Origin of the sequence: Casimicrobium huifangae (assembly GCF_009746125.1) — a bacterium.
In the GTDB taxonomy this organism is placed as follows: domain Bacteria; phylum Pseudomonadota; class Gammaproteobacteria; order Burkholderiales; family Casimicrobiaceae; genus Casimicrobium; species Casimicrobium huifangae.
Genome location: NZ_CP041352.1, coordinates 2,906,626 through 2,929,772 on the forward strand (window position 1 = coordinate 2,906,626; position 23,147 = coordinate 2,929,772).

Genomic DNA, 23,147 nt, shown 5'->3' on the forward strand with positions numbered 1-23,147 from the left:
GATAAGGTTCCATGTCAGTTCGCGAAATGGGCAGGCGACGAATAGCGGGTACCGCCTTTATTGTCGCGACGATGGTCGTTGCGGTCATATCGTCACAAACATAGCCACCACCGCGACCGCCATCACAGCCGTCGCGAGCCACCCCAGCCAGCGCAGGCGGCGGCCGATGACGAAGTGGCCCATCACCTTCGGGTTGCTGCCGAGCAGCATCATCACCACCATGATCGGCAGAGCGATGACACCGTTGATGACGGCGCTCCAGTACAGCGCCTTGATCGGATCAATCGGTGTGAAGTTGAGGGCGACGCCGCCGACGGTGGCGAAGGCGATGATGCCGTAGAACTCCTTCGCTTCGTGCAGTTTCTTGTCGAGGCCGCTCTTCCAGTCGAAGCTCTCCACCACCGCGTAAGCCGCCGAGCCGGCGAGCACCGGCACCGCGAGCATGCCGGTGCCGATGATGCCGAGGCTGAACAGCAAAAACGCAAAGTTGCCAGCCAGCGGGCGCAACGCCTCGGCGGCCTGCGCCGAAGTCTGAATGTCGGTGACGCCCGCACTATGCAGCGTCGCCGCTGCGCTCAGAATGATGAAGAAGGCAATCAGGTTGGAGAAACCCATGCCGACATAGGTGTCCCAGCGGATGCGGCTCAGGTGGCCACGCGCAGCGTCATCGCTGATTGCCTCGCCACGTTCACGCAGGCTGCGCAGGTCTTCCATCTCCTGTGCGGCCTGCCAGAAGAACAGATAGGGGCTGATGGTGGTGCCAAACACGGCGACCACCATCATGATGCTGTCGCGGTTGATCGCCAGCGAGGGCAGTACGACTCGCGCGCCCACTTCCAGCCACGGCACCTCGATGGTGAAGGCCACGGCCACATAGGCCAGCAGCGCCAGCGTCAGCCATTTGAGGTAGCGGACATAGCGCTCGTACGGCAGAAACACCTGCAGCACGAGGCAAAGCAGTCCGAAGGTGACCGAGTAGACATGCGCCGAGCCGCCCAGCAGCAGGCGCAGGGCCTCGCCCATCGCCGCGATGTCGGCGGCAATGTTTACTGTGTTGGCTAGCAGCAGCAGCCCAACCACCGCGAACAGCACCGGTCGCGGGAACTGCGCCTTGATGTTGGCAGCGAGGCCGCGCCCGGTGAGGCAACCCAGGCGCGCGCTGATCATCTGGATGCCGCTCATCAGCGGATAGGTCAGGATGACCGTCCACAGCATGTTGAAGCCGAACTGTGCGCCGCCCTGCGAGTAAGTGGCGATGCCGCTGGGATCATCGTCCGCCGCACCGGTAATGAGACCGGGGCCAAGATGCTTGATACCCGGATGGCTGGCGAGTTTTTTGAGAGGTTCCATCGCCGCCTCTGGAAGTGGACTGGAAAAACGAAGTGCGAGCGCCAAGGGGGCCCAGCGCCCGCAAACAAATCATCTCACCATGCGACTGACCAAGTGCTGACCATCGCTGGCATCTACTACGCGGCGCAGCGCCCATCGCACTGCGCCGCCAGAACGAACATTACGCCGGGCGCTTCACCCGGTACCACGCCGCGTAGATCGCCGGCACCGCGAGAATGGTCAGTGCCGTCGCCACGATCAGGCCAGCCATGATCGCCACGGCCATCGGCCCCCACAGCACGCTACGGGTCAACGGAATCATCGCCAGCACTGCTGCGGCGGCCGTAAGCGCAATCGGACGGAAGCGCCGCACGGCAGCCTCACGTGCCGCCACCCAGGCGTGGGTGCCGGTTTCGAGATCCTGCTTGATCTGGTCGATCAGGATGATGGTGTTGCGCATGATGATGCCCATCAGCGCAATCATGCCCAGCATCGCCACGAAACCGAACGGCATGCGGAAGGTAAGCAGCCCGAGCGCTACACCGACGATGCCGAACGGCGCCGTGATCAGCACCATCGCGGCGAGCGAGAAGCGTTGCAGTTGCAGCATCAGCAGTGCCAACCACACAAAGATCATTAGCGGCACGCCGGCACCGATCGAGGCCTGCGCCTTGGTGTTCTCCTCAAACGCGCCGCCGGCTTCGATGCGATAGCCGGGGGGCAGTTTGGCACGAATGGCATCAAGCTGCGGATTGATCTGCGCCGAGATGTCCGGCGCCTGCACACCTTCCACGATGTCGGAGCGCACCGAGAGCGTCGGCACCCGTGAATAGCGGCGGATGATCGGCTCTTCCATCACCTGTGTCACGCTGGCCACTTGCGCCAGCGGCACCGTGCGTCCGCTCGCGGTGGGCACCTGCAGATCATCCACCTGCGGGATCGCCACGCGCTCGGCCTCGGGCCCGCGCAACACGACGTCGATGAGCTTATCACGCTCGCGGAACTGGCCGATGGTGGCGCCGGAAACCGCGCCGCCGAGCGAACGCGCTACCGCAAACGACGTGACCCCGAGCGCGCGGGCGCGATCCTGGTCGACCTCGATCTGCAACGCAGGCGAACGGTCGCCCCAGTCGGTGTTCACTTCCACCGTCTTCGGATGCTTGCGCACTACAGCGGCAACTTCGTCGCCAATCTGCTTGAGCTTGGCGATGTCAGGCCCGCTGACGCGGAAGATGACCGGGTAGGCGACTGGTGGCCCGAGCGGGGTCTTCAGTGCGCGGCCACGTACGCCGGGGAAGTTGCTGTCCAGTTCCTTCTGCAGCTTCGCCGTGACGCGGTTGCGGGCCTCGACGTCGGCGGTGAGGATCAGCGTGTGGGCGAAGTTCGGGCGGAACAGCTCCTGATTCAGCGACAGGAAGTAGCGCGGCAAGGACATGCCGACGCTGGTGACGAAGGTCTGCACATCCTTGTCAGCCTTGAGCAGCGCTTCCAGCTGTTCGACGCGCGCTTCGGTGGCCTTGAAGCTGGAACCCTCCGGCAACCACATCTCGACCATCACTTCCGTGCGGTCGCTGGTCGGAAAGAACTGCTTCTCGGTCAGGCCCATGCCGATGAAGCCGAGCACCAGGCCGGCTGCGGTGATGCCGATAGTGATCCAGCGATGGCTGATGCACCAGTCGATGGTGGCACGCAGGCGGGCGTAAAACGGCGTGTCGAAGTGCTCGTGTTCCTCGCCTTCAGCCGTGGCGTTCTTCGGTTTCTTCAATATCCAGTAACCGAACAGCGGCGTGGCGATGATCGCAGCGAACCACGACAGCACCAGCGCGATGGTGGTCACGCTGAACATGTCGAAGGTGTATTCACCGGTCGATGACTTGGCGGTCGCAATTGGCAGGAAGCCGGCTGCCGTCACCAGCGTGCCGGACAGCATCGGCCACGCCGTGGTGGCATAGGCGAAGGTGGCCGAGGCGAACTTGTCGAAGCCCTCCTCCAGCTTGCGCACCATCATCTCGACCACGATCATGGCGTCATCCACCAGCAGGCCGAGCGCGATGATCAGCGCGCCGGTTGAGATGCGATGCAGATCAATCTTGAAGATCTGCATGGCCAGGAAGGTGGACAGCAGCACAAACGGAATAGTCAGCGCGACCACCGCGCCAGCGCGCCAGCCGAGGGACAGGAAGCTCACCGCCAGCACAATCGCCACCGCCTCCAGCAGCGAGCGCATGAAGGTGCCCACCGCCTGTTTGACCACTTTCGGCTGGTTGCTCACCTGATGAAATTCGATGCCGACCGGCAGATCACCGCGGATGCGCTCCATCTCGCGGGTCAGGCTGTCGCCGAGTTGCAGCACGTCGCCATCGCTCTTCATCGACACCGAGAGCGCAATACCGGGCTTGCCACCAAAGCGGATGGTCTGCGTCGGCGGGTCGGCGTAGCCGCGATAGACGCTCGCGATGTCACCGAGCCGGATCAGGCGACCGCCCGAGTTCGGCACCGCGAGCTGCAGTTCACGCACCGATTTCACCGAGTCGAAATTGCCGCTGACCCGCAGCGCGACGGCGTTGTCCTTGGTCTGGATCACACCCGACGGCGTGATCGCGTTCTGCGCCTGCAATTGCTGCGCGATCGAATTGGCGTCAATCCCCAGCGCGCCGATCTTGGCATTGGCAATCTCGATGTAGATCTTGTCATCGACGACGCCGACCAGCTCAATCTTCGACACATCGGGAATGCGCAGCAGCTCCTGCCGCACGTCCTCCACCTTGTCGCGTAATTCGGACAGCGTGAAGCCGTCGCCGGTGAAGGCGTATATGGAGCCAAATACGTCGCCGAATTCATCGTTGAAGAACGGGCCAAGCGCCTCCGGCGGCAGGGTGTGGCGGATGTCGCCTACCTTCTTGCGCACCTGATACCAGAGCGCCTGAATATCCTTGCGCGGCGCGGTATCCACCAGCTCCAGGATGATCATTGATTCACCGGGCTTCGAGTAGCTCTGCGTCCGCTTGAAGTACGGCATCTCCTGCAGCTTCTTCTCAAGCCGGTCGGTGATCTGCGAGTCCACCTGCGCGGTGGTAGCGCCCGGCCACAGCGTGCGCACCGTGATGGCGCGGAAGGTGAAATCCGGGTCCTCGCGCTGACCCAGCTTGAAGTACGCCGCGAAGCCGGCGATGGCGATCGCCAGGATGAAAAAGATGGTCAGTTGCTTGTGCTTGATCGCAGCGGCGGAAACGTTGAATTTGCCGCCGTCTTGTGGGCTGCGGCCAATCATGGCTTGCTCGCGGCTTGAGCGGTCGCAGCAGCTGCGGGCGCTGCCTTCGCAGGTGCGGGTGCGGGGGCCGCGGCGGCTGTTGCTGCAGCAGGCACGCCAGCGTTAGCCGGAGCAGCAGACGCGGTAGCGGTGGCGTCCGCTGCCGGAACTGCGGCAACCGGAGGCGGCTCCAGCAGGCGCACTTTCTGTCCCGGCAGCAACAGATTTGCACCGGCGGTGACCACGATGTCCCCCGGCTTCAGGCCGGCGGTGATCGCCACGCCATCAGCCGTGCTTTCACCGAGCTTCACGTCTACGGCGCGCACCGTTTCGCTGCTGCGATCAACCACCCAGACGCGCGGCGTACTGTCACGGGTGTAGAGCGCGGTGTTGGGCACCACGATGGCTTGCGTCGCGGCGAGGTCGAGGCGCACGGTCGCGCTCATGCCGAGCTTCAGCGCGTCGTCGGCGTTGGTAATGCTGAGGCGAGCGGTATAGGTGCGGCTGGCGGCATCGGCCGCAGGCGACAGTTCGCGCAGTTTGGCGCTGTAGAGCTTGCCCGGCACCGCATCCAGATGCGCCATGAAGCCGGTCGCCTGCTTCATCAGCGCAACGGCACGCTCCGGCACGTTGACCAGCAACTCTTTCTCGCCGAGCTGCGCCACGCGCACCACGCTTTGCCCGGCGGCGACCACGCTGCCCGCTTCGGCGTCCACGCCGACCACCACACCGTCACGATCAGCCTTCAGGGTCTGGAAGGCAAGCCCGTTCTGTGCGTTGGCGAGTTGCGATTGCGCCGCCTTGACACGGGCATCGGCGGCCTCGGTCGCCGCCGCCTGACGCTCAAGCGCAGCGCCGGAGACGAAGCCCTTGTCGCGCAGTTCCTTCTGACGCTTGAGCTCACTCTGTTGCAGATTGAAGTCGGTGCGGGCGACTTCGACTTGCGCGGCCTGCGCGTTGATCGCGGGCAGCACATCGGCCGAATCGAGAACGGCTAGCACTTGTCCGGCCTTGACTTCCTGACCTACATCAACCAGCCGGCGCGCAATTTTTCCCGGCACGCGGAAACCGTAGCGCTGCTCGTAGCGCGGGCGCACTTCACCCGGCAGGTAGTTGACATCGGCGAGTGAGCTGATGCCAGCCTGCATCGTGCGCACCGGGCGCGGCGCATCGGCCTTGCCGGCGGTGGCCTCGGCTTTCGGCGCAGCACCTTCGGCGGCTTTCGCTTCGTCCTTGTTGCCGCAGGCGCTGATCATCACGGTGCCCATCAGCAGGGCGAGGAGGAGAGTTGCCTTCTTGGTGTTCATGGTTGGTCGTTGGTGATGTCGCGGTTGAATTCAGGCAGTCCGGTGGCGCGGCTCATGGCCGCCACCGTGCTGTCGGGGACGCCGGCCACGTGGGCCCAGTAGCGGATGAGGGCCAGCGATGCTTCCTGCTGGTAGGTGCCGAGGCCGGGCAGCACCGGGCACTTGACGTCGGATTCGTTGCGCTCGTTGCGCAGTGAAAATAGCCCGATCATCAATGCATAACTGTGCTTGAGCAGACGTACACCCTCGCCCGGCGCCAGACGCGGCAGATGACGTTCAAGCCCGGCGCCCGCAGTGAGCAGCCAGCCGGTGAGCTTGGTCTGAAAATTGATGCCCGCTTCGAGCGGTACGGCGTTTGGTGCAAAGCCAATGCAGCAGGCGCCCAGCGCCATGTGCGTCGGGTCGGAGATCATGTGCCGGCGGGCGAGATCAAAAATGTGCTCGAAGCGAAATGGCTCGTCGCGTTGCAGCTGGTCGATCAGCGCAGTGAAGAACGCCTCTTCATGGCGCAAGTGCAGCGCCAGGTAAATCTCTTCCTTGGTCTGGAAGTAGAGGTAAACGGTGCCTTTGGCGAGGCCGGCGGCTTCGGCGACGTCGGCCACATTGGCCAGCTCATGGCGCTCCGCAAACAGGCGCTCGGCGGCATCAAGAATGGCCTGACGGCGCGCTTCCTTGTCCTCGCCATCGACCGCTCGCACACGCGGGCGGCCGCCGCCCGACTCACGAACGACACCCGCTGCGTGGCAGGCAAAAAACTTCTTGAAAAGCGTCATGAAATTCCGTTAAATGACCACGAGTCAGTTGGGTGCGGACTGTAAATGACTCGCGGTCAGTTGTAAAGTGGTCTCGGTGAAAAAGTTCTATGAACTAGCAGCTTTTTCCCGCAACGACCATTTCATTGGGCCTGACGGGGAATATTGACGTTTGTTGACTTTGATGATTTATCGCTCATAGCCCTGATGCAGGAACGCATAGAACGAAAAGCTGTCAAACCCGAGCGACCACTGCACGACGCTTGCGACAGTCACAATTGCGACGCGCGACGGCGCTGGCAATTTGTAAGGAGCGCCGATCAAGCGACGACTTTGCCGCAGTGACGCCGAATTGATCGCGTTCGCGGCGGAAACCGGCAGCGGTTTTCGTTCGTATGATGGATAACTGGCCGCAGTCAGGGCCTCGACGACACCGATCAGGCGGAACCCTGAGCAAAGGAGGCCCCATGTCGCCGGATACCAGCACCCTCGCCCACCTTTCTGCGCAGGCGCGCATTGGCGCCTATCAGCGCGTGCGCGCGGCGAGCGTGGCGATTGCAGCGCCATTGTCGGCCGAGGACAGCCAGGTGCAGTCGATGCCGGACGCAAGCCCGGTCAAGTGGCATCTGGCGCACACCACCTGGTTCTTCGAGACCTTCATTCTCGAAACCTTCGACGATGACTATCGCGCCTTCGACCCGGCCTTCAAGGTGCTCTACAACAGCTACTACAACACAGTCGGCGACAAGCATCCGCGTCCGGAACGCGGCCTGCTGTCGCGGCCGTCGCTTGATGAGGTCCGCGCCTATCGCACCCACGTTGACACCGCGATGGTCGCGCTGCTGGGTGACCCTATCATCGGCGCCGCCGTGCAGCAATTGCTGGCGCTGGGCATCAACCACGAACAGCAGCATCAGGAGTTGATGCTGACCGACCTCAAGCACATGCTGTCGGTGAACCCCCTGTGTCCAGCCTACGTCGCCGCCCCGGGGCCTGCAGCTCGCGCGGCCAGCGATGTCGCAACCGGCACGACTGCCGTCAGCGCTGAATGGCAATCCTTCACCGGCGGGCTGGTTGAGATCGGCCATCAGGGCGAGACGTTTGCCTTCGACAACGAGTCGCCGCGGCATCAGGTATTTCTGCGGCCCTTCCAGCTCGCGCGTCGGCTGGTCAGCAATCGTGACTACCTCGCCTTCATTGCTGATGGCGGCTATGCGCGCCACGAGTTGTGGCTGTCGGAAGGCTGGGACCGCGTCAACCACGGCGGCTGGCGGGCGCCGCTGTACTGGCGACAGGCCGACGGCGACAGCGGTGGCTGGCAGGAATTCACGCTGCACGGATTGCAGGCGCTTGACCTCGATGCCCCAGCCAGTCACGTCAGCTTTTTTGAGGCCGATGCCTACGCCCGCTGGGCCGATGCGCGGCTGCCGACCGAGTCCGAGTGGGAACATGCCGCCAGCGAGGTATGCGACGCCCCTCCGCTGCAACCGCGCGACTCGGCCGCCCTGCACCCGCATGCCGCAGGCAAAGAGGCGGGTGGCCTGCTGCAGCTCTACGGCACGCTCTGGCAGTGGACGGCGTCAGCGTATCTCGGCTATCCCGGCTTTCGCACCGCCGAAGGTGCCGTCGGTGAATACAACGGCAAATTCATGTGCAACCAGTTTGTGCTGCGCGGCAGCTCGCTCGCCACGCCGGTCGGGCACGCACGGCTGACCTATCGCAACTTCTTCCAGCCCGAAAAGCGCTGGCAGTTCACCGGCATCCGCCTTGCACGCTAAAGGCACGAGCCCGGGGCAGAAGAACATGGCACCACATCATCTAATCACCAGCCATCGCATCGCCGCAGCAAATGCGGCCATCGACGCCGATACCAGACACTTCAGCATCACCAACACGCTGAAACTCGATGCCCGCGCCGAGCTTGACGCGCTGGAGCGCAGCCTGCTGGCGCCGGCGGCCAGCATCGCGCCGAAGTTCTTCTACGACGCGCTGGGCTCGACGTTGTACAACGCGATCGTGCTGACGCCCGAGTATTACCCGACGCGCACCGAGGCGGCGATCTTCGAGCAGTTCCGCGACGACATCGCCGCCGTGATTGGCACCGGCAAGCAGTTTGTGGATCTCGGATCCGGCGACTCGGTGAAGGCGGAGAAATGGTTCGCATCGCTGCGGCCCTCCCGTTACGTTGCGGTGGACATTTCCGCCACCGCGCTGACCGAAGCGCTCTCCCGCCTCGCCGGCAACGCTGACGCACCGGAACTGGCCGGACTGATTACCGATTTTTCGCGCGTGCTCGACGTGACGCCGGTGCTGGCACCGCAGCCGTCGCTGTTCTTCTATCCCGGCTCGTCAATCGGCAACTTCCTGCCGGACGAAGCGCTGTGGTTCCTGAAACAGATCCGCGCCCACTGCCACGGTCACGGCTGTGGCTTGCTGATCGGAGTCGATGCCAAAAAAGACAGTGCCCGTCTCGACGCCGCCTACGATGACGCGCTCGGCGTCACTGCCGCGTTCAACCTCAACGCACTGCGCCATGTGAATGCGCTGCTCGGCACTGATTTCGATGTGCGCGACTGGCTGCATCGCGGCTTCTACAACCCGGCGCTGGGCCGCATCGAAATGCACGTCGAAGCGCGGCGTGAGATGAACGTGAAGGTGCGTGGACACACCCGTCGTTTCGCGGCCGGCGAGCGCATCCACACCGAGAACTCCTACAAGTTCGCTCCCGATGAATTCCGCGCCCTGCTGGTCGAAGCCGGATTCACAGACATCCGGCTCTGGCAGGACACGCGGGGTGATTTCAGCGTGTTTTACGCCACGACGTAGCAGCCTGTTGCGCGTTTCGCGCCCCTGTGCGCATAGCCGTGCGCCAGTTTGCCGCCCCTGAAATGGCGGGCCTCCAGAAAATTGATCTGCGTTAAATTTCGCTGCAGCAGATGGCGCCGGCAGCGGCAGCGCGGTCCCCGTTACGTCAGCAGTCTGCCCGACAAGAAATCTCAAGGAGGCACCGCGTCATGTCGTCTGGCGAATCTTTGCCTGGCAGTACCTCGTCCACGTCGAGCCCTGAGGCGTCGCCGGCTAACACATCAGCGTCGGCAGCAGCGGCGCCTGAATCATTCCTCATTCCGATCGCGACGGACGTCGCACCTCGGGAAGTGCTGAACTGGCTCCGGCTTGGCTGGCAGGACCTGATGCGGTCCTATCTCACCGGCGTGTGGTTCGGTGTCTGCTTCGTGGCGATGGGCGCGCTGTTGATGTTGACTTTCAACCGTGCGCCGGCCTACCTGATGGCGCTGATTTCCGGTTTTCTGCTGGTAGGCCCCTTCATCTGCGTGGGCTGTTACGCCATCTCGTACGCGCTGGAGCGCGGCAAGCAGCCAGAGATCAAGCGCGCCGCGCTCGCCTTCCGCAACAACGCGAAAAACATCGCCATCTTCGCCGCCGTGCTCGGCGTGCTGGAGCTGCTGTGGGGCCGCGCCTCGCTGGTGGTATTCGCCCTTTTCTACACCGGCGGCTTGCCGGAGACGGGCGACATACTGCGCGCGTTCATGACGCTGCAGAACGTGCCCTTTGTGATCGCCTACGTGATCGTTGGTGCCATCTTCGCCACACTGGTGTTCGTGACCAGCGTCGTAGCCATTCCGCTGATGCTCAACCGCAATACCGACGCCATCACCGCCGCGCTGACCAGCGTGCGCGTCTGCCTTGCCTCCCCCGGCTCGCTGGCTTTGTGGGGCGCCACCATCGCGGTATTGACACTCGTCGCCATGCTGCCCGCCTTCATCGGCCTCATCCTGGTCGGGCCCTGGCTTGGCCACGCCACCTGGCATGCGTATCGGGCGCTGGTGCCAGCGAAGGTCGACCCAGCTACGCCGCCCAGGATCGCCCGCGACGTGGTGGTCTGACTTGATCAAATTGGGCGGCAAGAGCTGCTGCCCGCCGGGTAATTGCGGCAAAGCAGGTTGTACAAGGCGATTTGCGGCCAAAATGTCCAATCTCCACATCATCGCAGCGGTCCGAGTCCAGTTGCAATCGCCATGAGCATTACCCACTTCGACGACCTGATCAACGCTGCCATCGCGCAGCCCGATGCACAGCGCTTGTTGCTGGTGTTCGCCAGCGTTAGCTTGTCGAACAGTGCTTCACCCGCGCAACGCGCCGCCTTTGAAGCGGGCCAAGGCGGTGAATTGACACCTGTGATGTGCGTTGACAAATCACCGCAGGAGTTGGGCAGCTTTGCCGCCTTGCTCAGTGAGGCTGCGCAGTTCGGTCACGATTGGGGCATCGTCTTTGCTGCAGGCATGTCCGGCCAGGGTGGCGTTGCCCCCAGCAGTGACGAAGCCGAGCCCTATCTGCAGCAGATGGTCGAGGCAGTCAAGGAAGGCATGATCGACAACTTCATCGCTTTCAACCGCGAGGGCAAGGCGGTAGCGTTGCGCTAGCCCGGCCGCGTCGGTGCCGGTGGCAGCGTCGGCTGCCGTTCAACGCGGTCGATCGCTGGATCCAGACAGGCCCATCGCGGCGCGCTGGCGCTCCAGATGTTGGCAACAGGTGTCACTGACGACGGATCGTCGAGCGTGCCGACGCGCACCACGGTGAACCCGGCACGACCGGTGTTGTCGGCGAACAGATGGCTGCCACAGCGCGGGCAGAAGCGGCGACGAACCTGATTGCCGCTTTCGGCGGTACTGGTGAACGCTGCCACCTCGCCGCTGAACTCGATATCGTCGCTCCGGAAAATGGCATTTGCCGTGCCGTTGCCGGCGATGTGCTGGCAATCGCGACACCAGCAGATGCGCGCGACAAGTGGCTCGCCAGTGAGCCGATAACGCACTTGACCACAGAGACAGCCGCCGGTTCGTTCGCTCATGACAGTGCTCGCTTTCGTGATGAATAAGGCTGCACCCATTGTGCCTTGAACGCCTTGACGCGTGCCCGCTCACTTGCACAGCGGCTGCTCACATACGGGTGAACAGGTGCGCGTACTGCCGCGACACCTGCACCTTGTCCTTGACGCCCCGGAGTGTGAGCAGCACGCGGCCGGTGAAATCGCGATCGGCAGTTTCGACCGCGCGCATGTTGACGATGGTCGAACGATGCACCTGCACGAAGAGCGCCGGGTCGAGCTGGTCGGCCAGCTCCTTGAGCGAGATGCGGATCAGCTGCTCGCCGTCGGGCGTGTAGATCGAGACGTATTTGTCCTGCGCCTGCAGATGCGTCACCTCGTCGACCGGCACGATGCGAACGGTGTCGCCGATGCCGGCACGCAGAAATTTGAGGTAGGACGCCGCCGCCGTTCCCGCACCGCCGGCAAGGCGTTTGATGAGGTCAAGCGCCCGACCCAGCTCGTCGCTGCCCGTTGTGGCTGGAGTCGCGGCGTTGGCAAGCCGCTTTTTCAGCCGCTCGACGGTTTCGGCGAGGCGGTCATCAATCACCGGCTTGACCAGGTAGTCCACCGCTTCCCGTTCGAAGGCCTGCACCGCGTATTCGTTGTAGGCCGTGACAAACACTACCAGCGGTCCCGGCCCCCCGGCCGAGCCCGCCAGGCGCTCGGCCACCTGCAGACCGGTGAGCCCCGGCATACGGATGTCGAGGAACAGCACATCGGGCGCATGCTGGTCAACGGCGTGAATCGCGGCCGGCCCGTTGCCGACGATCTCGGCCACGCGCAGCTCCGGCCAGGTGCGCGCGAGCGCGTCCCTGAGCGCGTGGGCGAGATTGGCTTCGTCTTCGGCGATGAGGGCAACGGGTTGCGTCATGATGCACTTCAGCTTTTCAGTTGAACCGTTATTGAATATGGGCTTGGAGCTTGTTTTAGCTAAAAGTCAACTATCGCCCATTTCATGCTGCAGGCCCCATTCGGATGCGCCTTTCAGCAAAAAGATGTCACACAGCAGCAGAGGCTGCGATCGGCAGTGACAGACGGATTCTTGTGCCTGCTTCCGGCTGCTCGATGCTGAGCCGCGCGGCATCGCCGTAAATTGCTTTCAGCCGGCCGCGGACGTTGGCCAGGCCACTGCCGCTGCCGGCCGTATCCGTGGCGACACCAAAGCCGAGGCCAGTATCCTCAACGACGATATTGAGGCGACCATCCTGCACTACGGCGCTGACCGTGATGCGCCCGCCTTCGATTTTCGGCTCCAGCCCGTGCTTGATCGCGTTCTCCACCAGTGGCTGCAGCAGCATGGGCGACAGCGGCAACGCACGCGTGGCGTCGTCGGCGGCAACCTCGTACCAGAGTCGCTCGCCCATCCGCAGCCGCAGGATTTCCAGATAGTCGGCAATGATGGCCAGTTCATCGCCGACGGTAGCGTTCTCGCGGCGCGAGGCGTCGAGCGTATGCCGCAGATAGCCGATCAGCCGCTCGGTCATGTACTTCGCGGTGGCCGGCTCGCGCTCGATCAGACTGACCACATTGGACAGCGTGTTGTAGAGGAAATGCGGCTCGACCTGGGCGCGCAGCGCCTTCAGCTCGGCAGTGGTGCGCTCACGCTCGGCACGGTCAACATTGGCCTGCAGCTCGGCCCGTTCACGCCGCTCAACCTCGTTCTTGCGGGTCGCTTCAATGGCCTCCCACAGCAGCCAGCCGATGGCGATGGTGACGCAGCTGGCGAACACGAAACCGCGCCAGTTTTCGCTGACGTTGAGCCACAGCGTGCCAGTCAGCAGCGACACCGCGAGCACGTAGCCGACATAGATCGCGGCGATCGGCAGCGCCACGCCCAGCATCATCGGATGCATCAGCAACGGCGCCAGGCGCTGCCGGCGGCGTGCCAGCGTGATGGTGATCTTGTACAGGTAGTGCTGGGTATAGCCGATCAGCAGGCTGAAAGTGGCCACTTCCGCGAGCATCTTCCAGGTGATGCGATGGCCCATGCCAAGCGAAAACAGCACGATGACCGCGATCACGATGGCGCACAGGATCGCGGTGAACAGCAGATTGCGCAGCACCGAGGGACGCCAGCGCCGGAAGAACGGAATCACCTGCAGCGGGTGATAGTCGGTCCCCGGTTTCAGGCGCGCCTCGATTTTCGGATCCATCAATCAGGTGCTATCCGGGTCAGGCGGCAACGAGGCCGTTAGCGGAACGATTCATGCGAAACAGTGTAGCCGCGCGTCCGATGAAGATGCCGGAAAGCACGCCCAGGATCAGGGCCGGACCGACCTGCCATGCGAACTCACCACGTAGCGCCGGATTGACGGCCAGCGCGATGTTGATCGCGTAGTTGAACAGGAAGATGGTCAGCATCAGCAGCATCGGCACCACACTGCCCGGCACATGCAGACGGTCAATTGCGGCGTCGTAACGGGCACCTGCGGTCGGCTTCCAGACCAGGAAAGTCAATGCTGCCGTGGTCAGCAGCGCCAGCGCCCATACGGCAAAGCCCGACGCACCCCGCCCTGCCGACAGCAGGCCTACGAACAAGAACGCGACCGGTGCGATCAGCACGATGTGACGACGGACGGTTCTTGCGCGTAGCTGCTGCAAGCCTAGTACCACCAGGGTGGCCAGGATGCCCCACACCCAAACCGGCGTGCCGCTGATGATTTGTGATGCGAATCCGTTCATTGCCAACTCCAACGTGTGTTCATTACGATGACTGAATGTTTGCCGGTGAGCCCTTCGGCGTCAGCCTGCTGCGACGAATGGAGTGACGGGGGCGCCAGCGGGCAAATGCTGGCGTGGATGTCACCGGCGGCTGCGAGCGCTCTGGCGCAAATGAATGGGGTTATTCGTCTATTCAGGCTTGTGGTTGTGCGGCAAGCGGCCGGCGGCAGTGCGCACGTGCTACTGCGGTAAAAGAAACAGCAAAGCGAGGGGAACAACATGGCCAAACCGACACTGATGCAGGGCTCCAAGGGGCCAGACGTCAAAATCCTGCAGGCGGCCCTGAACGCGTTGCCAACCGAGTACGCGATGCTGATCGTGGACGGCATGTTTGGACCGAAAACCGGCGCCCGTGTGCGCGAGGCTCAGGCCGCACTGGGTATCGTCATCGACGGCGTGGTGGGGCCGGTGACCTGGTCACGCATCGACGACGCGCTGATGTCGATTGGCATTCCCGGTGTGATCCCCGGCTCGAAGCCGCCACAATTCAGCTTCGAGTTCAGCAAGAACGACCGCCCCGGCGGCGGCCTGTGGAAGCCGGAGAAGGCATGGGACCTGTTCACGCTGAAGGCGGCGATTGAGCGCCACAACCGCTCGTCGCTCAGCACCGAGATCATCCTCTCGATCTTCTTCGAGGAGTCGCAGTTCTGCAACCGCCGCCAGATCACCGACAGTGGCAAGGATGGGCCCGCCAGCGGCTTCGGCCAGATGGAAACCGGTAACCCGGACAAGCAGGAGTACTACGCCTGGGCGGGGCTGCCGGTTGATCCGCCGGGTACGTCAAAGGCGCAGCGCGGCGAGCAGGTGGCGGCGCGAATACTAGCCAACAACGAGGAAGCCGTGCGCATCCACGTCGGCTACTACAACTGGCTGAAGGAGGTGCGCGGCTTCGACCGCATGGGCACCCTGGCCGCGCAAGTCGGCAGCCACACCGTCTACATTCCGCTGTTTGTGAAGGGCGGTGACCTCATTCGCGACGCCTGGGTCAGCCGCAACCGCAAGGTAATGATTGATGCGCTGAACTACGCGCCGGCCAACAGCCCGAAACAAAACTCGGTACCGTGGCCACGCTTCTCGAAATTCTGGCGCTTCATCATCCCGGACTACACGATGGCCTGGGTGCCACCGGGCTGGGGAACAGCGCCCTGACGCCGCCGTCCCGGCGACTACTTCTTGGCGTTGAAGCGCTCCATCGCGGCCATGATCTCGGCGCGCGCGTCAGCGGCCTCGGTCCAGCCAAGCACCTTGACGAATTTGCCCGGTTCCAGATCCTTGTAGTGCTCGAAGAAGTGGGTGATGCGATCCACCTCAATCGGCGGCAGATCGCGTGGGCTCTGCACGTTGCGGTAGATGCTGGTCAGCTTGTCGACCGGTACCGCCAGCAGTTTCTCGTCGCTACCAGCTTCGTCCTGCATCTTGAGCATGCCGATCGGGCGGCATCGCACCACCACCCCGGGCATCAGCGGCACTGGCGACAGCACCAGCACGTCAGCCGGATCACCGTCTCCCGAGAGCGTTTTCGGGATGTAGCCGTAGTTGCACGGATAGTGCATCGCTGTCGACATGAAGCGGTCAACGAAGATCGCGCCGGTGGCCTTGTCGACTTCGTACTTGATCGGCTCGCCATTCATCGGAATTTCGATGACGACGTTGATGTCGTTGGGAACGTCGCGGCCGGGGGAAAGATTATCGAATGCCATGGAGGTCTCGCGAAAACGGATTTGTTGCGTCGCAGCATTGTAGTGGCTCGACCTGACGCAAAACTGGCGCAGCGAGCTTGTCCGGTGCGCTGCAAGGCGCATGCTCGCTATACTTCGCGCACTTTCCACCGCCGTCCCACGGGGTCATTTCACTGCCCGGTCTGCACCCGCTGCGACCGGCCAGCGCAATGACGACGCCTTGGGACGCGCACCGCGAACCCATCCGGTCGCGGCCGTTGCATAGGCTTTCGTCGCATGATCAAAGCATTCATCGAACGTGTGCTGCCCCGCAAGAAGCCGGTGCGCGTCGAACATTCCGGCAAGGCGCTCGGCATCCACAGCGAGCATATGAGCAGGAACGCCGTCTACGTCTGCGAGAAATTGCAGCGGGCCGGGTTCGAGGCTTACATCGTCGGCGGTGCCGTCCGCGACGCGCTGCTTGGCGTCATCCCGAAAGATTTCGACGTCGCTACCAATGCGACGCCGGAAGAGGTGCGCCACGAGTTCCGCCGCGCTTTCATCATCGGGCGCCGCTTCAAGCTCGTTCACGTGATGTTCGGCGATGAGACGATCGAGGTCTCTACCTTCCGCAGCAATCGCGGCGGCGAGGTCGAGGCCGATGCCACCGGCCGCATCACCTCAGACAACGTCTACGGCACCCAGGCAGAGGATGCTGCGCGGCGCGACTTCACCATCAACGCGCTTTATTACGACCCGACGAAAGACGTCGTGGTCGATTTCATGGGCGGCCTGAAGGACGTCGAGAAGCGCACGCTGCGGTTGATCGGCACCGCCGAAACGCGCTACCGCGAAGACCCGGTGCGCATGCTGCGTGCGGTGCGCCTCGCCGTAAAACTCAATTGCAGCATCGCCAAGGCCACCGCGACACCGATTCGCGAGCATTCGGAGCTGATCAAGAACGTGCCGCCGGCGCGCCTGTTTGACGAAATCCAGAAGTTGCTGCTCTCCGGCTACGCCAATGCCACCCTCGCCGAGCTGCGCAAACACGGTCTCGCCGAGGGTTTGCTACCCCTGCTCGACCTGATCTACCAGCAGCCTGGTGGCCAGAAATTCATCGAGCTGGCGCTCGACAACACGGATCGCCGGGTACGCGAAGACAAGCCGGTATCGCCCGCCTTCCTGTTCGCCAGCCTGCTCTGGCACCAGGTGGTGAAGCGCTGGAGCGAGATTGAAGCGCGCGGCGAGCATCATGTGCCGGCACTGATGCTGGCAATGGAGCAGGTGATCGACGAACAGCGCGAGACGATCACACTGCCACAGCGGTTTGCCGGCATCACGCGTGAAATCTGGCTGATGCAGCCACGCTTCGAACAGCGCACCAGCAAGGCGGCGCTGCGCATGGTGGAGCAGCCGCGCTTCCGCGCTGCCTACGACTTCCTGCTGCTGCGCGCGGCGGCCGGTGAGATCGAGCAGGAACTGGCGGACTGGTGGACCAACTTCATCGAGTCCGATCCGGACATCCGCCAGGAGCTGATCAGCCAGCGGCAACGCGCGCAACTCAAGCACGGCGGCGGCACCAGCGACGCAGGCGGGCGCCGGCGACGCTCGCGCGGCGGAAGGGGCCGCAAGCGGCGCGATGACAGCAATGACGGTGGCACTGGTGACACCGGCGGCAGCATCGAGTAGCAGTGCCCTGGCGCGGCCAACCGCCGGCAAGAATGGCTGACGTCGCCACCCCCGGAGTTGGCTGGCATCGGGCTTACCTTGCCTTGGGCAGCAACCTGCTGCAGCCGCAACAGCAGGTACTGCGTACGATACTGGCGTTGCAACAGATCCCGGGCATTGCGGTGGTTGCTGTCTCATCGCTCTACCAAAGCGCTGCGTGGGGCGCAGTGTCAGCGCAGCCTGACTACATCAATGCCGTGGCCGCAATTGACACGACGCTTGACCCGGAGCCCCTGCTCAGTGCAACCATGCGTATCGAGCAGGATCACGGACGCGTGCGCGGCAACGAACGCAACGCTGCGCGGACCATCGATATCGACATCCTGCTCTACGACAATCTGGCCATCGACTCGGCCAGGCTGACCTTGCCCCATCCAAGGATGCACGAACGCGCCTTCGTCCTACGTCCGCTGGCGGAAATCGCACCGGGCGCCGAGGTTCCGGGTCATGGCAAGGCGGCTGATCTGCTGCGGGCAATGCCACCCGCCGCCATCAACGCCGTCCAAACAGTCAGGCAGGCGGCATGAGATGGATCTGACCGGACTGCGCTACGTTGTCGTCGAAGGCCCCATCGGAGTCGGCAAGACCAGTCTCGCACGACTTCTGGGTGAACGCCTTGGCGCTGAACTCCTGCTGGAAGCTCCGGCGGACAATCCATTTCTTGCCCGCTTTTACGCCGAGCCCTCTCGCTACGCCTTGCCAACGCAGCTGAACTTTCTGTTTCAGCGCGCCGACCAGGTGAAACATCTGGCGCAACTCAGTTTGTTTCAGCGCGTGGTGGTCGCCGACTTCATGCTCGACAAAGATCCATTGTTTGCCGAGCTCACGCTGGCCGAGGATGAACTGGCGCTGTATCGCAGACTGTATGCGCATCTGCAGCCGCAGTCGCCACGCCCCGATCTGGTGCTGGCGCTGCAAGCGTCATCCGACACCCTGCTCGCACGGGTGCGGCAGCGCGGCATTCGCTATGAGCAGGCGGTCGGAGCAGACTACCTCGTCCGCCTGTCCGACGCCTATGTCAGACTTTTCCACCGCTACGACGCGGCCCCGGTGCTGTTCGTCAACACTGACGGTCTGAACTTCGTCGACAACCCCGACCACCTCGACTTGCTTGTCCAGCGCATCGCCCAGATGCGCGGCAGCCGTGAGTTTTTCAACGTCGATGCCATCGGCTGAACAGGACGGCGCGCGACAGGCCGGCGGCGGTTCTTGGTTACACTCCCTCTGGTCGGAGTTCATATCAAAAGTAATCGTGGGGAGTATCGGTTGACGCCTCGGGTTGTGTCGGAGCGTGTGTATCTGCGCGTGGCGGTCGCGCTCGCGCTGGTCGCGGTCGCACCGTCGAGCCTTGCACTGTCTTTCGGTACCGAGCAGGTCACGTCCTACCTCGGACAACCCCTGCGCATGAGCATTCCGCTGCTGGGCGCCCCTGGTGATTCGCTGGAAGCACGCTGCTTCCGTATTGCCACATCCAGCCGTGCCGACGGCTTGTCCTCAGTCAGTCAAGCGCGCATAGAACTGGACCTCGGCAATACGCCGCGGTTACTGGTGCGCAGCGCCCGATCCGTCGACGAACCGGTTGTTCGCGTCGCCATCGAGGCAATCTGTGACACGCCGATCCGGCGCGAATACACGATCCTGCTTGATCCCCCTCCGCTGACCGCTCGTGAAAGCGCCGCAGCGCCCCCACTGCCACCGGTGATCTCACCACCGCAGGCCGAGTCGGGTGCACGCACGGTCGACAACCCGGCGGGCGATGTTGCCGCAGCAAAGTCTTCGCCAAAGGCCGGAGACCGATCAGCGGCCCGGGCCAAGTCCCGTCGCACCAGCGCCGGGAATCCCGCCGTGGCGAATGAGTCGACAATTGCCGCACCGACCAGAGCTTCATCCCGCGCGGGCCGCTCAGTGGTTGGCAAGGACGAAGCGAAGCCGGCATCACCACGCCCCGACGAACTGCGCGTCCAGGGCGGCGCGGCCGCAGGCGGCGTTGCCATCGAGGATGCTTCCATCGCCGCGTTGGCCATACCGCGGTTGCGCATCGCCAGTGACTTACCCAGTTTCGATACCAGCGCCGCAGCCGGGGGCGCACCGTCAGCTACAGGCAGTAACGAACTGCAGGCGGCTATCGCGAAGGAGCGGCGTGCCCGATTGTTCGCAGCACCGATCGAAGAAGACCTTGCGCCCAGGCTGGAAGCGGATTTGGTCGTGGCCCAGCGCCGTCTGGCTGAGCTTCAGGCACAAATCGCTGCCGCCGGCGGCAGCGCTGTCGTGACCACCAAAACCGGCGCCGCCGAATCCGCTGGCAAGCCAGCAATCGCCAGCGCTGCGGCTAGCGAGTGGGACTGGAAGAAATGGCTTTGGATACCGGCAAGCCTGCTGGTACTCGGCTTGATCGTGTTCCTGGTGCGGCAGCGGCAGGCGCAGCGCTCGCAAGTGCAGTTTGCCAATGCCGGCCCGGTGACTGTCGTGCAGACGGGCGACGAATTTGACACGGTGATGCCAACAAGGACCGTGGTCAATACCACGGCCGCCCGCACTACCGCGACTTCAACAGCATCGCAAAACTCGGGCGAATCGTCGCCAGGAGCGGACGAAGGGCCGTCAACCAAAGCAGCGACACCCGCCCAGGCGCCGATGACTGCAAAGGAGGCCAGCGAGGCATCCGACCGGCTGATCAGCCCGTTGTTCCAGTTGCGCGACACGGAGTCGCACGTCGACGTGACCGAGTTGTCGCAGATCACCGATGAGGCTCAGGTCTACTCCGACCTTGGTCGCAACGATCAGGCCATTGAAATTTTGCGCGCTCACATCGACAGCCAGGAAGGCCAGGATGTGGAACACTCATCACCGGCGCCCTGGCTGATGATTTTTGATCTGTACCGGCGCACCAACAATCGAGCCGGCTACGACGAGCTGGCGCCCAGATTTCGCAAACAGTTCAACGGACGCATGCCCGACTGGGACAACTATGGCCATGAGCTGGCGCTGGACGATGGCCTGGAAGCGTTCCCGCATCTCGTGTCCCGAATCGAGCGCGATTGGGGCACGGCAGAGGCCAAGAAGTTTCTTGAGGAACTGCTGTACGACAACCGCGGCGGCTCACGGCTTGGCTTCAGCCTGGCGGCGTATCGCGACATCCTCCTGTTGTTGCAGGTGCATGAGGGCATTGCAGCGGGCGCACCGGTTGAGTTCCCTGCCGCCGACTGGGAGTCACGCGGCGCCAACGATGCGGACGGCACGCCGAAGTGGGACCTTTCGCTCGACATGATCGACACCCCCAAGCCCGGCGAACTTGACTCGTTTCTGCGCAACATGCCGCCGCCCGAAAGGTCGTGAGCTGCCCTTAGGGCCACGACTTCCGGGCAACAAAGGACTCACGTCACGGCAGAGCCTCACAAAGCGGGCGCCGCACGGAAAGCCCCCCGGTCTGCGGCGTCACCACAAACTGGCAAGCGTCGTAACCTTGCGATTTGATGCGCCCGATGATCTCTGCCAGCACAACTGGCGCAAGGCGCGGCTCACGCGACAGCACCCATCCATAGCGCCGTGTCGGGTGCCCGACGACTGCCCAGCGATATTGCGGGTCAAGAGCGATGACCCAATAGTCGGCCGCGACCCAGAAACGGTACTCGCCAAACAGATCGAGAAATGTGACTTCCAGGCGTGATGCGGCTTGCCCTTCAACTGGACGCGCCCGGCCCAGAACCCGTTCCTTGCCGCCGTCGTCTCTGGTACAGACGTTTTCAACAATGATCAACGGCTGACCTGGGTCCAGGGAGTAGGTCGCCCGCGTATCGCGAACACATTTGCGTTGAAAGAACTGCGGAATCGCCGCAATTTCGTGCCAGCTCCCCATATAGCGTGACACATCCAGCGACTGTACTGGCGTCACGTCCATGCTGGCACTGCTGGCTGCCGCTGGCATCAGCAACAGCGCAGAAGCAATTGCACGCAGATGACTCATATACGCCACGACGCCTGTACGGCCCACAGGAAATTGGGTATGTCGTTGTCGAGGCGCCCTTCCTGCGTGGAGCAGGGGCCGACAGTTCGCCGACGACGGCGATCGTTGTTGCGTGTAACTAGAAACAGCATGACAAGGATCTCAGGCGGTAAGACCGCAGATTATCGTGCTTCGGCCACCGTTCCCGATGGGCGAGCAGGACTTCTCGGCGCGCACGAGCGTAGCCGCGATGCCAGCAAGTACATAAAGAAAAAGCGACCGCAAGGGTCGCCTTTTCGTGCAATTGCGTCTGTTCGACCCAGACGCGTCATCGTCAGACGACGCGTCGGTCCGGCAGAAACAATCAGTCGAGCTTCATGGTGAACGGAATCTCAACCTCGTGGCTGCTGTCCGATTTCTCGGTACGGCATGCTGGATCCGTCAGCGGGCCATTGAACGTACGCTGTACAGCATTGCGCATGTTGCCTGGCGTCACTTCCCGGACCCGGACGTTGGAGAACGAACCATCGGGATTGACTGTCGCGAGGATGGTACCGTCGATGCGATCGATACCTGCCTTGTTCATGTCGCGGGCCGGCGGCGAATCCGGGCGACACGGGTTGGGTAGCGCCGACATGCCGAGACGCGTAACCGCTGGTCGCGGCGGTGGCGCAGGCGGTGCCGGCGGTGCCGGCGGAACCGGAGGCGCGATCTTGTAATCGGTCTTCGGCGGTTCGGTTGTCGTCGTGGTAATCGTCGGCGCGGCCGGTGCCTGCACCACGACTTCAACCGGCGGCACGTACGGAGGCGGCGGCGCGGCGGGAGGCGGTGGCGGCAGATTCGGCTGCTTCGGCGGTGGCGGAGGCGGTGGAGGCGGTGGCGGTGGCGGCGGCAACTTGACCTCCTCCACGATCTTCGCTTCCAGCGGCTTCTTGATCACTTCCACTGCCTTGCGCGCCAGCCCGGTGACCAGCGCGTAGACAATGAAAGCGTGCAGAGCGAGCACGGCGGCGATGGCGATCGTTCGCTTGCTCGATTTCGCGGGTTTATAGGTGTAATCCATGCGTGTTCAGCGCTTTCTTCAGCTTTTGGCGTCGTGCTCTATGGCGTAGCGCTTTACAGGAATTGCTCGTGTCCGAGGATGCCCATCTTGACCAGTCCCGCGCGTTGCGAGGCAGCCATCACATAGGCAACGATCTCGTACTTGGCGAGTTTGTTGGGCCGCAAATGGATTTCCGGCTGCGTTTGTTGCGCCGCCGCTGTTGCCATTTTTGCCTCAAGTTCAGCCCGGTTCGGCATCGCCGCACCGTTCCAGTACACAACGCTGTTTTCGTCAATGTCGATCTTGACGATTTCCGGTTCCACCAGCGGCTTGTTGGGGCTCGGCGGCGGCATATTCATGTTGACCGAGTGCAACTGAATCGGAATGGTGATGATCAGCATGACCAGCAGTACCAGCATCACGTCAATGAGCGGGGTGGTGTTCATGTCGACCATGACGTCCGCATCACCGCTCGAATTACCCAGGTTCATTCCCATAGGTTCAATCCTTCTTATGTCTGCGTGCGGCG

At 63.1% G+C, this 23,147-nt stretch carries 21 protein-coding genes; 9 read left to right on the plus strand and 12 right to left on the minus strand.

Going from position 1 to position 23,147, the window contains the following annotated elements; genetic code table 11:
• Nucleotides 1-84: 84 nt before the first annotated feature.
• From FKL89_RS13135 to FKL89_RS13150, 4 genes are all read right to left on the minus strand, one after another.
• Nucleotides 85-1,350 (minus strand): Nramp family divalent metal transporter, encoded by a 1,266-nt coding sequence (locus FKL89_RS13135; RefSeq protein WP_156863241.1) that lies wholly within the window; start codon nucleotides 1,348-1,350, stop codon nucleotides 85-87.
• A 160-nt stretch (nucleotides 1,351-1,510) separates the two neighbouring features.
• Complete coding sequence (locus tag FKL89_RS13140; protein WP_156863242.1) at nucleotides 1,511-4,600, minus strand: efflux RND transporter permease subunit; 3,090 nt, start codon at nucleotides 4,598-4,600, stop codon at nucleotides 1,511-1,513.
• On the minus strand, nucleotides 4,597-5,886 hold the full coding sequence (locus FKL89_RS13145) for an efflux RND transporter periplasmic adaptor subunit (protein WP_156863243.1): 1,290 nt from the start codon (nucleotides 5,884-5,886) through the stop codon (nucleotides 4,597-4,599). Before FKL89_RS13145 ends, FKL89_RS13140 begins: the two co-directional genes overlap by 4 nt.
• Nucleotides 5,883-6,659 (minus strand): TetR/AcrR family transcriptional regulator, encoded by a 777-nt coding sequence (locus FKL89_RS13150; RefSeq protein ID WP_156863244.1) that lies wholly within the window; start codon nucleotides 6,657-6,659, stop codon nucleotides 5,883-5,885. Before FKL89_RS13150 ends, FKL89_RS13145 begins: the two co-directional genes overlap by 4 nt.
• Nucleotides 6,660-7,105: 446 nt before the next feature.
• Between FKL89_RS13150 and egtB the strand changes: the two genes are divergently transcribed.
• The 4 genes from egtB (at nucleotide 7,106) to FKL89_RS13170 (ending at nucleotide 11,080) form a co-directional block, all read left to right on the plus strand.
• Complete coding sequence (gene egtB / locus FKL89_RS13155) at nucleotides 7,106-8,416, plus strand: ergothioneine biosynthesis protein EgtB (protein ID WP_156863245.1); 1,311 nt, start codon at nucleotides 7,106-7,108, stop codon at nucleotides 8,414-8,416.
• 25 nt (nucleotides 8,417-8,441) lie between these two features.
• Nucleotides 8,442-9,464 carry an L-histidine N(alpha)-methyltransferase gene (gene egtD, locus FKL89_RS13160; RefSeq protein WP_156863246.1) on the plus strand — a complete coding sequence of 341 codons (1,023 nt, stop codon included), beginning with the start codon at nucleotides 8,442-8,444 and terminating at the stop codon, nucleotides 9,462-9,464.
• A 329-nt stretch (nucleotides 9,465-9,793) separates the two neighbouring features.
• Nucleotides 9,794-10,543, plus strand: a complete 750-nt coding sequence (locus FKL89_RS13165; protein ID WP_238363357.1) for a DUF2189 domain-containing protein — start codon at nucleotides 9,794-9,796, stop codon at nucleotides 10,541-10,543.
• Between the two features lie 132 nt (nucleotides 10,544-10,675).
• A complete protein-coding gene (locus FKL89_RS13170) occupies nucleotides 10,676-11,080 on the plus strand; it encodes a ribonucleotide reductase subunit alpha (RefSeq protein WP_156863248.1) in 405 nt (134 codons plus the stop codon).
• Here the strand turns inward: FKL89_RS13170 and FKL89_RS13175 are convergent.
• The 4 genes from FKL89_RS13175 to FKL89_RS13190 all read right to left on the minus strand — a co-directional run bounded on the left by FKL89_RS13175 (nucleotide 11,077) and on the right by FKL89_RS13190 (nucleotide 14,208).
• A complete protein-coding gene (locus FKL89_RS13175; RefSeq protein WP_156863249.1) occupies nucleotides 11,077-11,508 on the minus strand; it encodes a GFA family protein in 432 nt (143 codons plus the stop codon). The two genes, FKL89_RS13170 and FKL89_RS13175, sit on opposite strands and share 4 nt — an antisense overlap.
• An 88-nt stretch (nucleotides 11,509-11,596) precedes the next feature.
• Nucleotides 11,597-12,397, minus strand: a complete 801-nt coding sequence (locus tag FKL89_RS13180; protein ID WP_156863250.1) for a LytR/AlgR family response regulator transcription factor — start codon at nucleotides 12,395-12,397, stop codon at nucleotides 11,597-11,599.
• Between the two features lie 127 nt (nucleotides 12,398-12,524).
• Entirely contained in the window at nucleotides 12,525-13,679 is a 1,155-nt protein-coding gene (locus FKL89_RS13185) for a sensor histidine kinase (RefSeq protein ID WP_156863251.1), read from the minus strand.
• Between the two features lie 19 nt (nucleotides 13,680-13,698).
• Nucleotides 13,699-14,208: a DUF6622 family protein gene (locus tag FKL89_RS13190; RefSeq protein WP_156863252.1), complete on the minus strand. Its 510-nt coding sequence runs from the start codon at nucleotides 14,206-14,208 to the stop codon at nucleotides 13,699-13,701.
• Between the two features lie 258 nt (nucleotides 14,209-14,466).
• On the opposite strand from FKL89_RS13190, the gene FKL89_RS13195 reads away from it, so the two are divergent.
• Nucleotides 14,467-15,396, plus strand: coding sequence for a peptidoglycan-binding domain-containing protein (locus FKL89_RS13195; protein ID WP_156863253.1), 930 nt, complete (start codon nucleotides 14,467-14,469; stop codon nucleotides 15,394-15,396).
• A 17-nt stretch (nucleotides 15,397-15,413) separates the two neighbouring features.
• On the opposite strand, the gene ppa is transcribed toward FKL89_RS13195, so the two are convergent.
• The gene (gene ppa / locus FKL89_RS13200) at nucleotides 15,414-15,947 is read right to left on the minus strand and encodes an inorganic diphosphatase (RefSeq protein WP_156863254.1); all 534 of its coding nucleotides are present in this window, start codon (nucleotides 15,945-15,947) and stop codon (nucleotides 15,414-15,416) included.
• A 255-nt stretch (nucleotides 15,948-16,202) separates the two neighbouring features.
• On the opposite strand from ppa, the gene pcnB reads away from it, so the two are divergent.
• From pcnB to FKL89_RS13220, 4 genes are all read left to right on the plus strand, one after another.
• On the plus strand, nucleotides 16,203-17,594 hold the full coding sequence (gene pcnB / locus FKL89_RS13205) for a polynucleotide adenylyltransferase PcnB (RefSeq protein ID WP_156863255.1): 1,392 nt from the start codon (nucleotides 16,203-16,205) through the stop codon (nucleotides 17,592-17,594).
• A gap of 32 nt (nucleotides 17,595-17,626) precedes the next feature.
• Nucleotides 17,627-18,160: a 2-amino-4-hydroxy-6-hydroxymethyldihydropteridine diphosphokinase gene (folK, locus tag FKL89_RS13210; RefSeq protein WP_156863256.1), complete on the plus strand. Its 534-nt coding sequence runs from the start codon at nucleotides 17,627-17,629 to the stop codon at nucleotides 18,158-18,160.
• Nucleotide 18,161: 1 nt separating this feature from the next.
• The gene (locus FKL89_RS13215; RefSeq protein ID WP_156863257.1) at nucleotides 18,162-18,809 is read left to right on the plus strand and encodes a deoxynucleoside kinase; all 648 of its coding nucleotides are present in this window, start codon (nucleotides 18,162-18,164) and stop codon (nucleotides 18,807-18,809) included.
• 90 nt (nucleotides 18,810-18,899) lie between these two features.
• Nucleotides 18,900-20,969 (plus strand): type IV pilus assembly protein FimV, encoded by a 2,070-nt coding sequence (locus FKL89_RS13220; RefSeq protein ID WP_156863258.1) that lies wholly within the window; start codon nucleotides 18,900-18,902, stop codon nucleotides 20,967-20,969.
• Between the two features lie 43 nt (nucleotides 20,970-21,012).
• On the opposite strand, the gene FKL89_RS13225 is transcribed toward FKL89_RS13220, so the two are convergent.
• From FKL89_RS13225 to FKL89_RS13235, 3 genes are all read right to left on the minus strand, one after another.
• The gene (locus FKL89_RS13225; RefSeq protein ID WP_162527513.1) at nucleotides 21,013-21,531 is read right to left on the minus strand and encodes a lipocalin family protein; all 519 of its coding nucleotides are present in this window, start codon (nucleotides 21,529-21,531) and stop codon (nucleotides 21,013-21,015) included.
• 409 nt (nucleotides 21,532-21,940) lie between these two features.
• Nucleotides 21,941-22,639, minus strand: a complete 699-nt coding sequence (locus tag FKL89_RS13230; protein ID WP_156863260.1) for an energy transducer TonB — start codon at nucleotides 22,637-22,639, stop codon at nucleotides 21,941-21,943.
• Between the two features lie 53 nt (nucleotides 22,640-22,692).
• Nucleotides 22,693-23,115: an ExbD/TolR family protein gene (locus FKL89_RS13235; RefSeq protein WP_156863261.1), complete on the minus strand. Its 423-nt coding sequence runs from the start codon at nucleotides 23,113-23,115 to the stop codon at nucleotides 22,693-22,695.
• Nucleotides 23,116-23,147: the final 32 nt, after the last annotated feature.

Bases quoted from the DNA above. Each gene is read 5' to 3' on its own strand.
- FKL89_RS13175 (WP_156863249.1), bottom strand. From the start codon at position 11,508: ATGAGCGAACGAACCGGCGGCTGTCTCTGTGGTCAAGTGCGTTATCGG.
- FKL89_RS13180 (WP_156863250.1), bottom strand. From the start codon at position 12,397: ATGACGCAACCCGTTGCCCTCATCGCCGAAGACGAAGCCAATCTCGCC.
- egtB (WP_156863245.1), top strand. From the start codon at position 7,106: ATGTCGCCGGATACCAGCACCCTCGCCCACCTTTCTGCGCAGGCGCGC.
- FKL89_RS13135 (WP_156863241.1), bottom strand. From the start codon at position 1,350: ATGGAACCTCTCAAAAAACTCGCCAGCCATCCGGGTATCAAGCATCTT.
- FKL89_RS13140 (WP_156863242.1), bottom strand. From the start codon at position 4,600: ATGATTGGCCGCAGCCCACAAGACGGCGGCAAATTCAACGTTTCCGCC.
- FKL89_RS13225 (WP_162527513.1), bottom strand. From the start codon at position 21,531: ATGGACGTGACGCCAGTACAGTCGCTGGATGTGTCACGCTATATGGGG.
- FKL89_RS13170 (WP_156863248.1), top strand. From the start codon at position 10,676: ATGAGCATTACCCACTTCGACGACCTGATCAACGCTGCCATCGCGCAG.
- FKL89_RS13230 (WP_156863260.1), bottom strand. From the start codon at position 22,639: ATGGATTACACCTATAAACCCGCGAAATCGAGCAAGCGAACGATCGCC.
- FKL89_RS13195 (WP_156863253.1), top strand. From the start codon at position 14,467: ATGGCCAAACCGACACTGATGCAGGGCTCCAAGGGGCCAGACGTCAAA.
- FKL89_RS13215 (WP_156863257.1), top strand. From the start codon at position 18,162: ATGGATCTGACCGGACTGCGCTACGTTGTCGTCGAAGGCCCCATCGGA.
- FKL89_RS13150 (WP_156863244.1), bottom strand. From the start codon at position 6,659: ATGACGCTTTTCAAGAAGTTTTTTGCCTGCCACGCAGCGGGTGTCGTT.
- FKL89_RS13185 (WP_156863251.1), bottom strand. From the start codon at position 13,679: ATGGATCCGAAAATCGAGGCGCGCCTGAAACCGGGGACCGACTATCAC.
- pcnB (WP_156863255.1), top strand. From the start codon at position 16,203: ATGATCAAAGCATTCATCGAACGTGTGCTGCCCCGCAAGAAGCCGGTG.
- FKL89_RS13190 (WP_156863252.1), bottom strand. From the start codon at position 14,208: ATGAACGGATTCGCATCACAAATCATCAGCGGCACGCCGGTTTGGGTG.
- FKL89_RS13235 (WP_156863261.1), bottom strand. From the start codon at position 23,115: ATGGGAATGAACCTGGGTAATTCGAGCGGTGATGCGGACGTCATGGTC.
- FKL89_RS13145 (WP_156863243.1), bottom strand. From the start codon at position 5,886: ATGAACACCAAGAAGGCAACTCTCCTCCTCGCCCTGCTGATGGGCACC.
- egtD (WP_156863246.1), top strand. From the start codon at position 8,442: ATGGCACCACATCATCTAATCACCAGCCATCGCATCGCCGCAGCAAAT.
- folK (WP_156863256.1), top strand. From the start codon at position 17,627: ATGGCTGACGTCGCCACCCCCGGAGTTGGCTGGCATCGGGCTTACCTT.
- ppa (WP_156863254.1), bottom strand. From the start codon at position 15,947: ATGGCATTCGATAATCTTTCCCCCGGCCGCGACGTTCCCAACGACATC.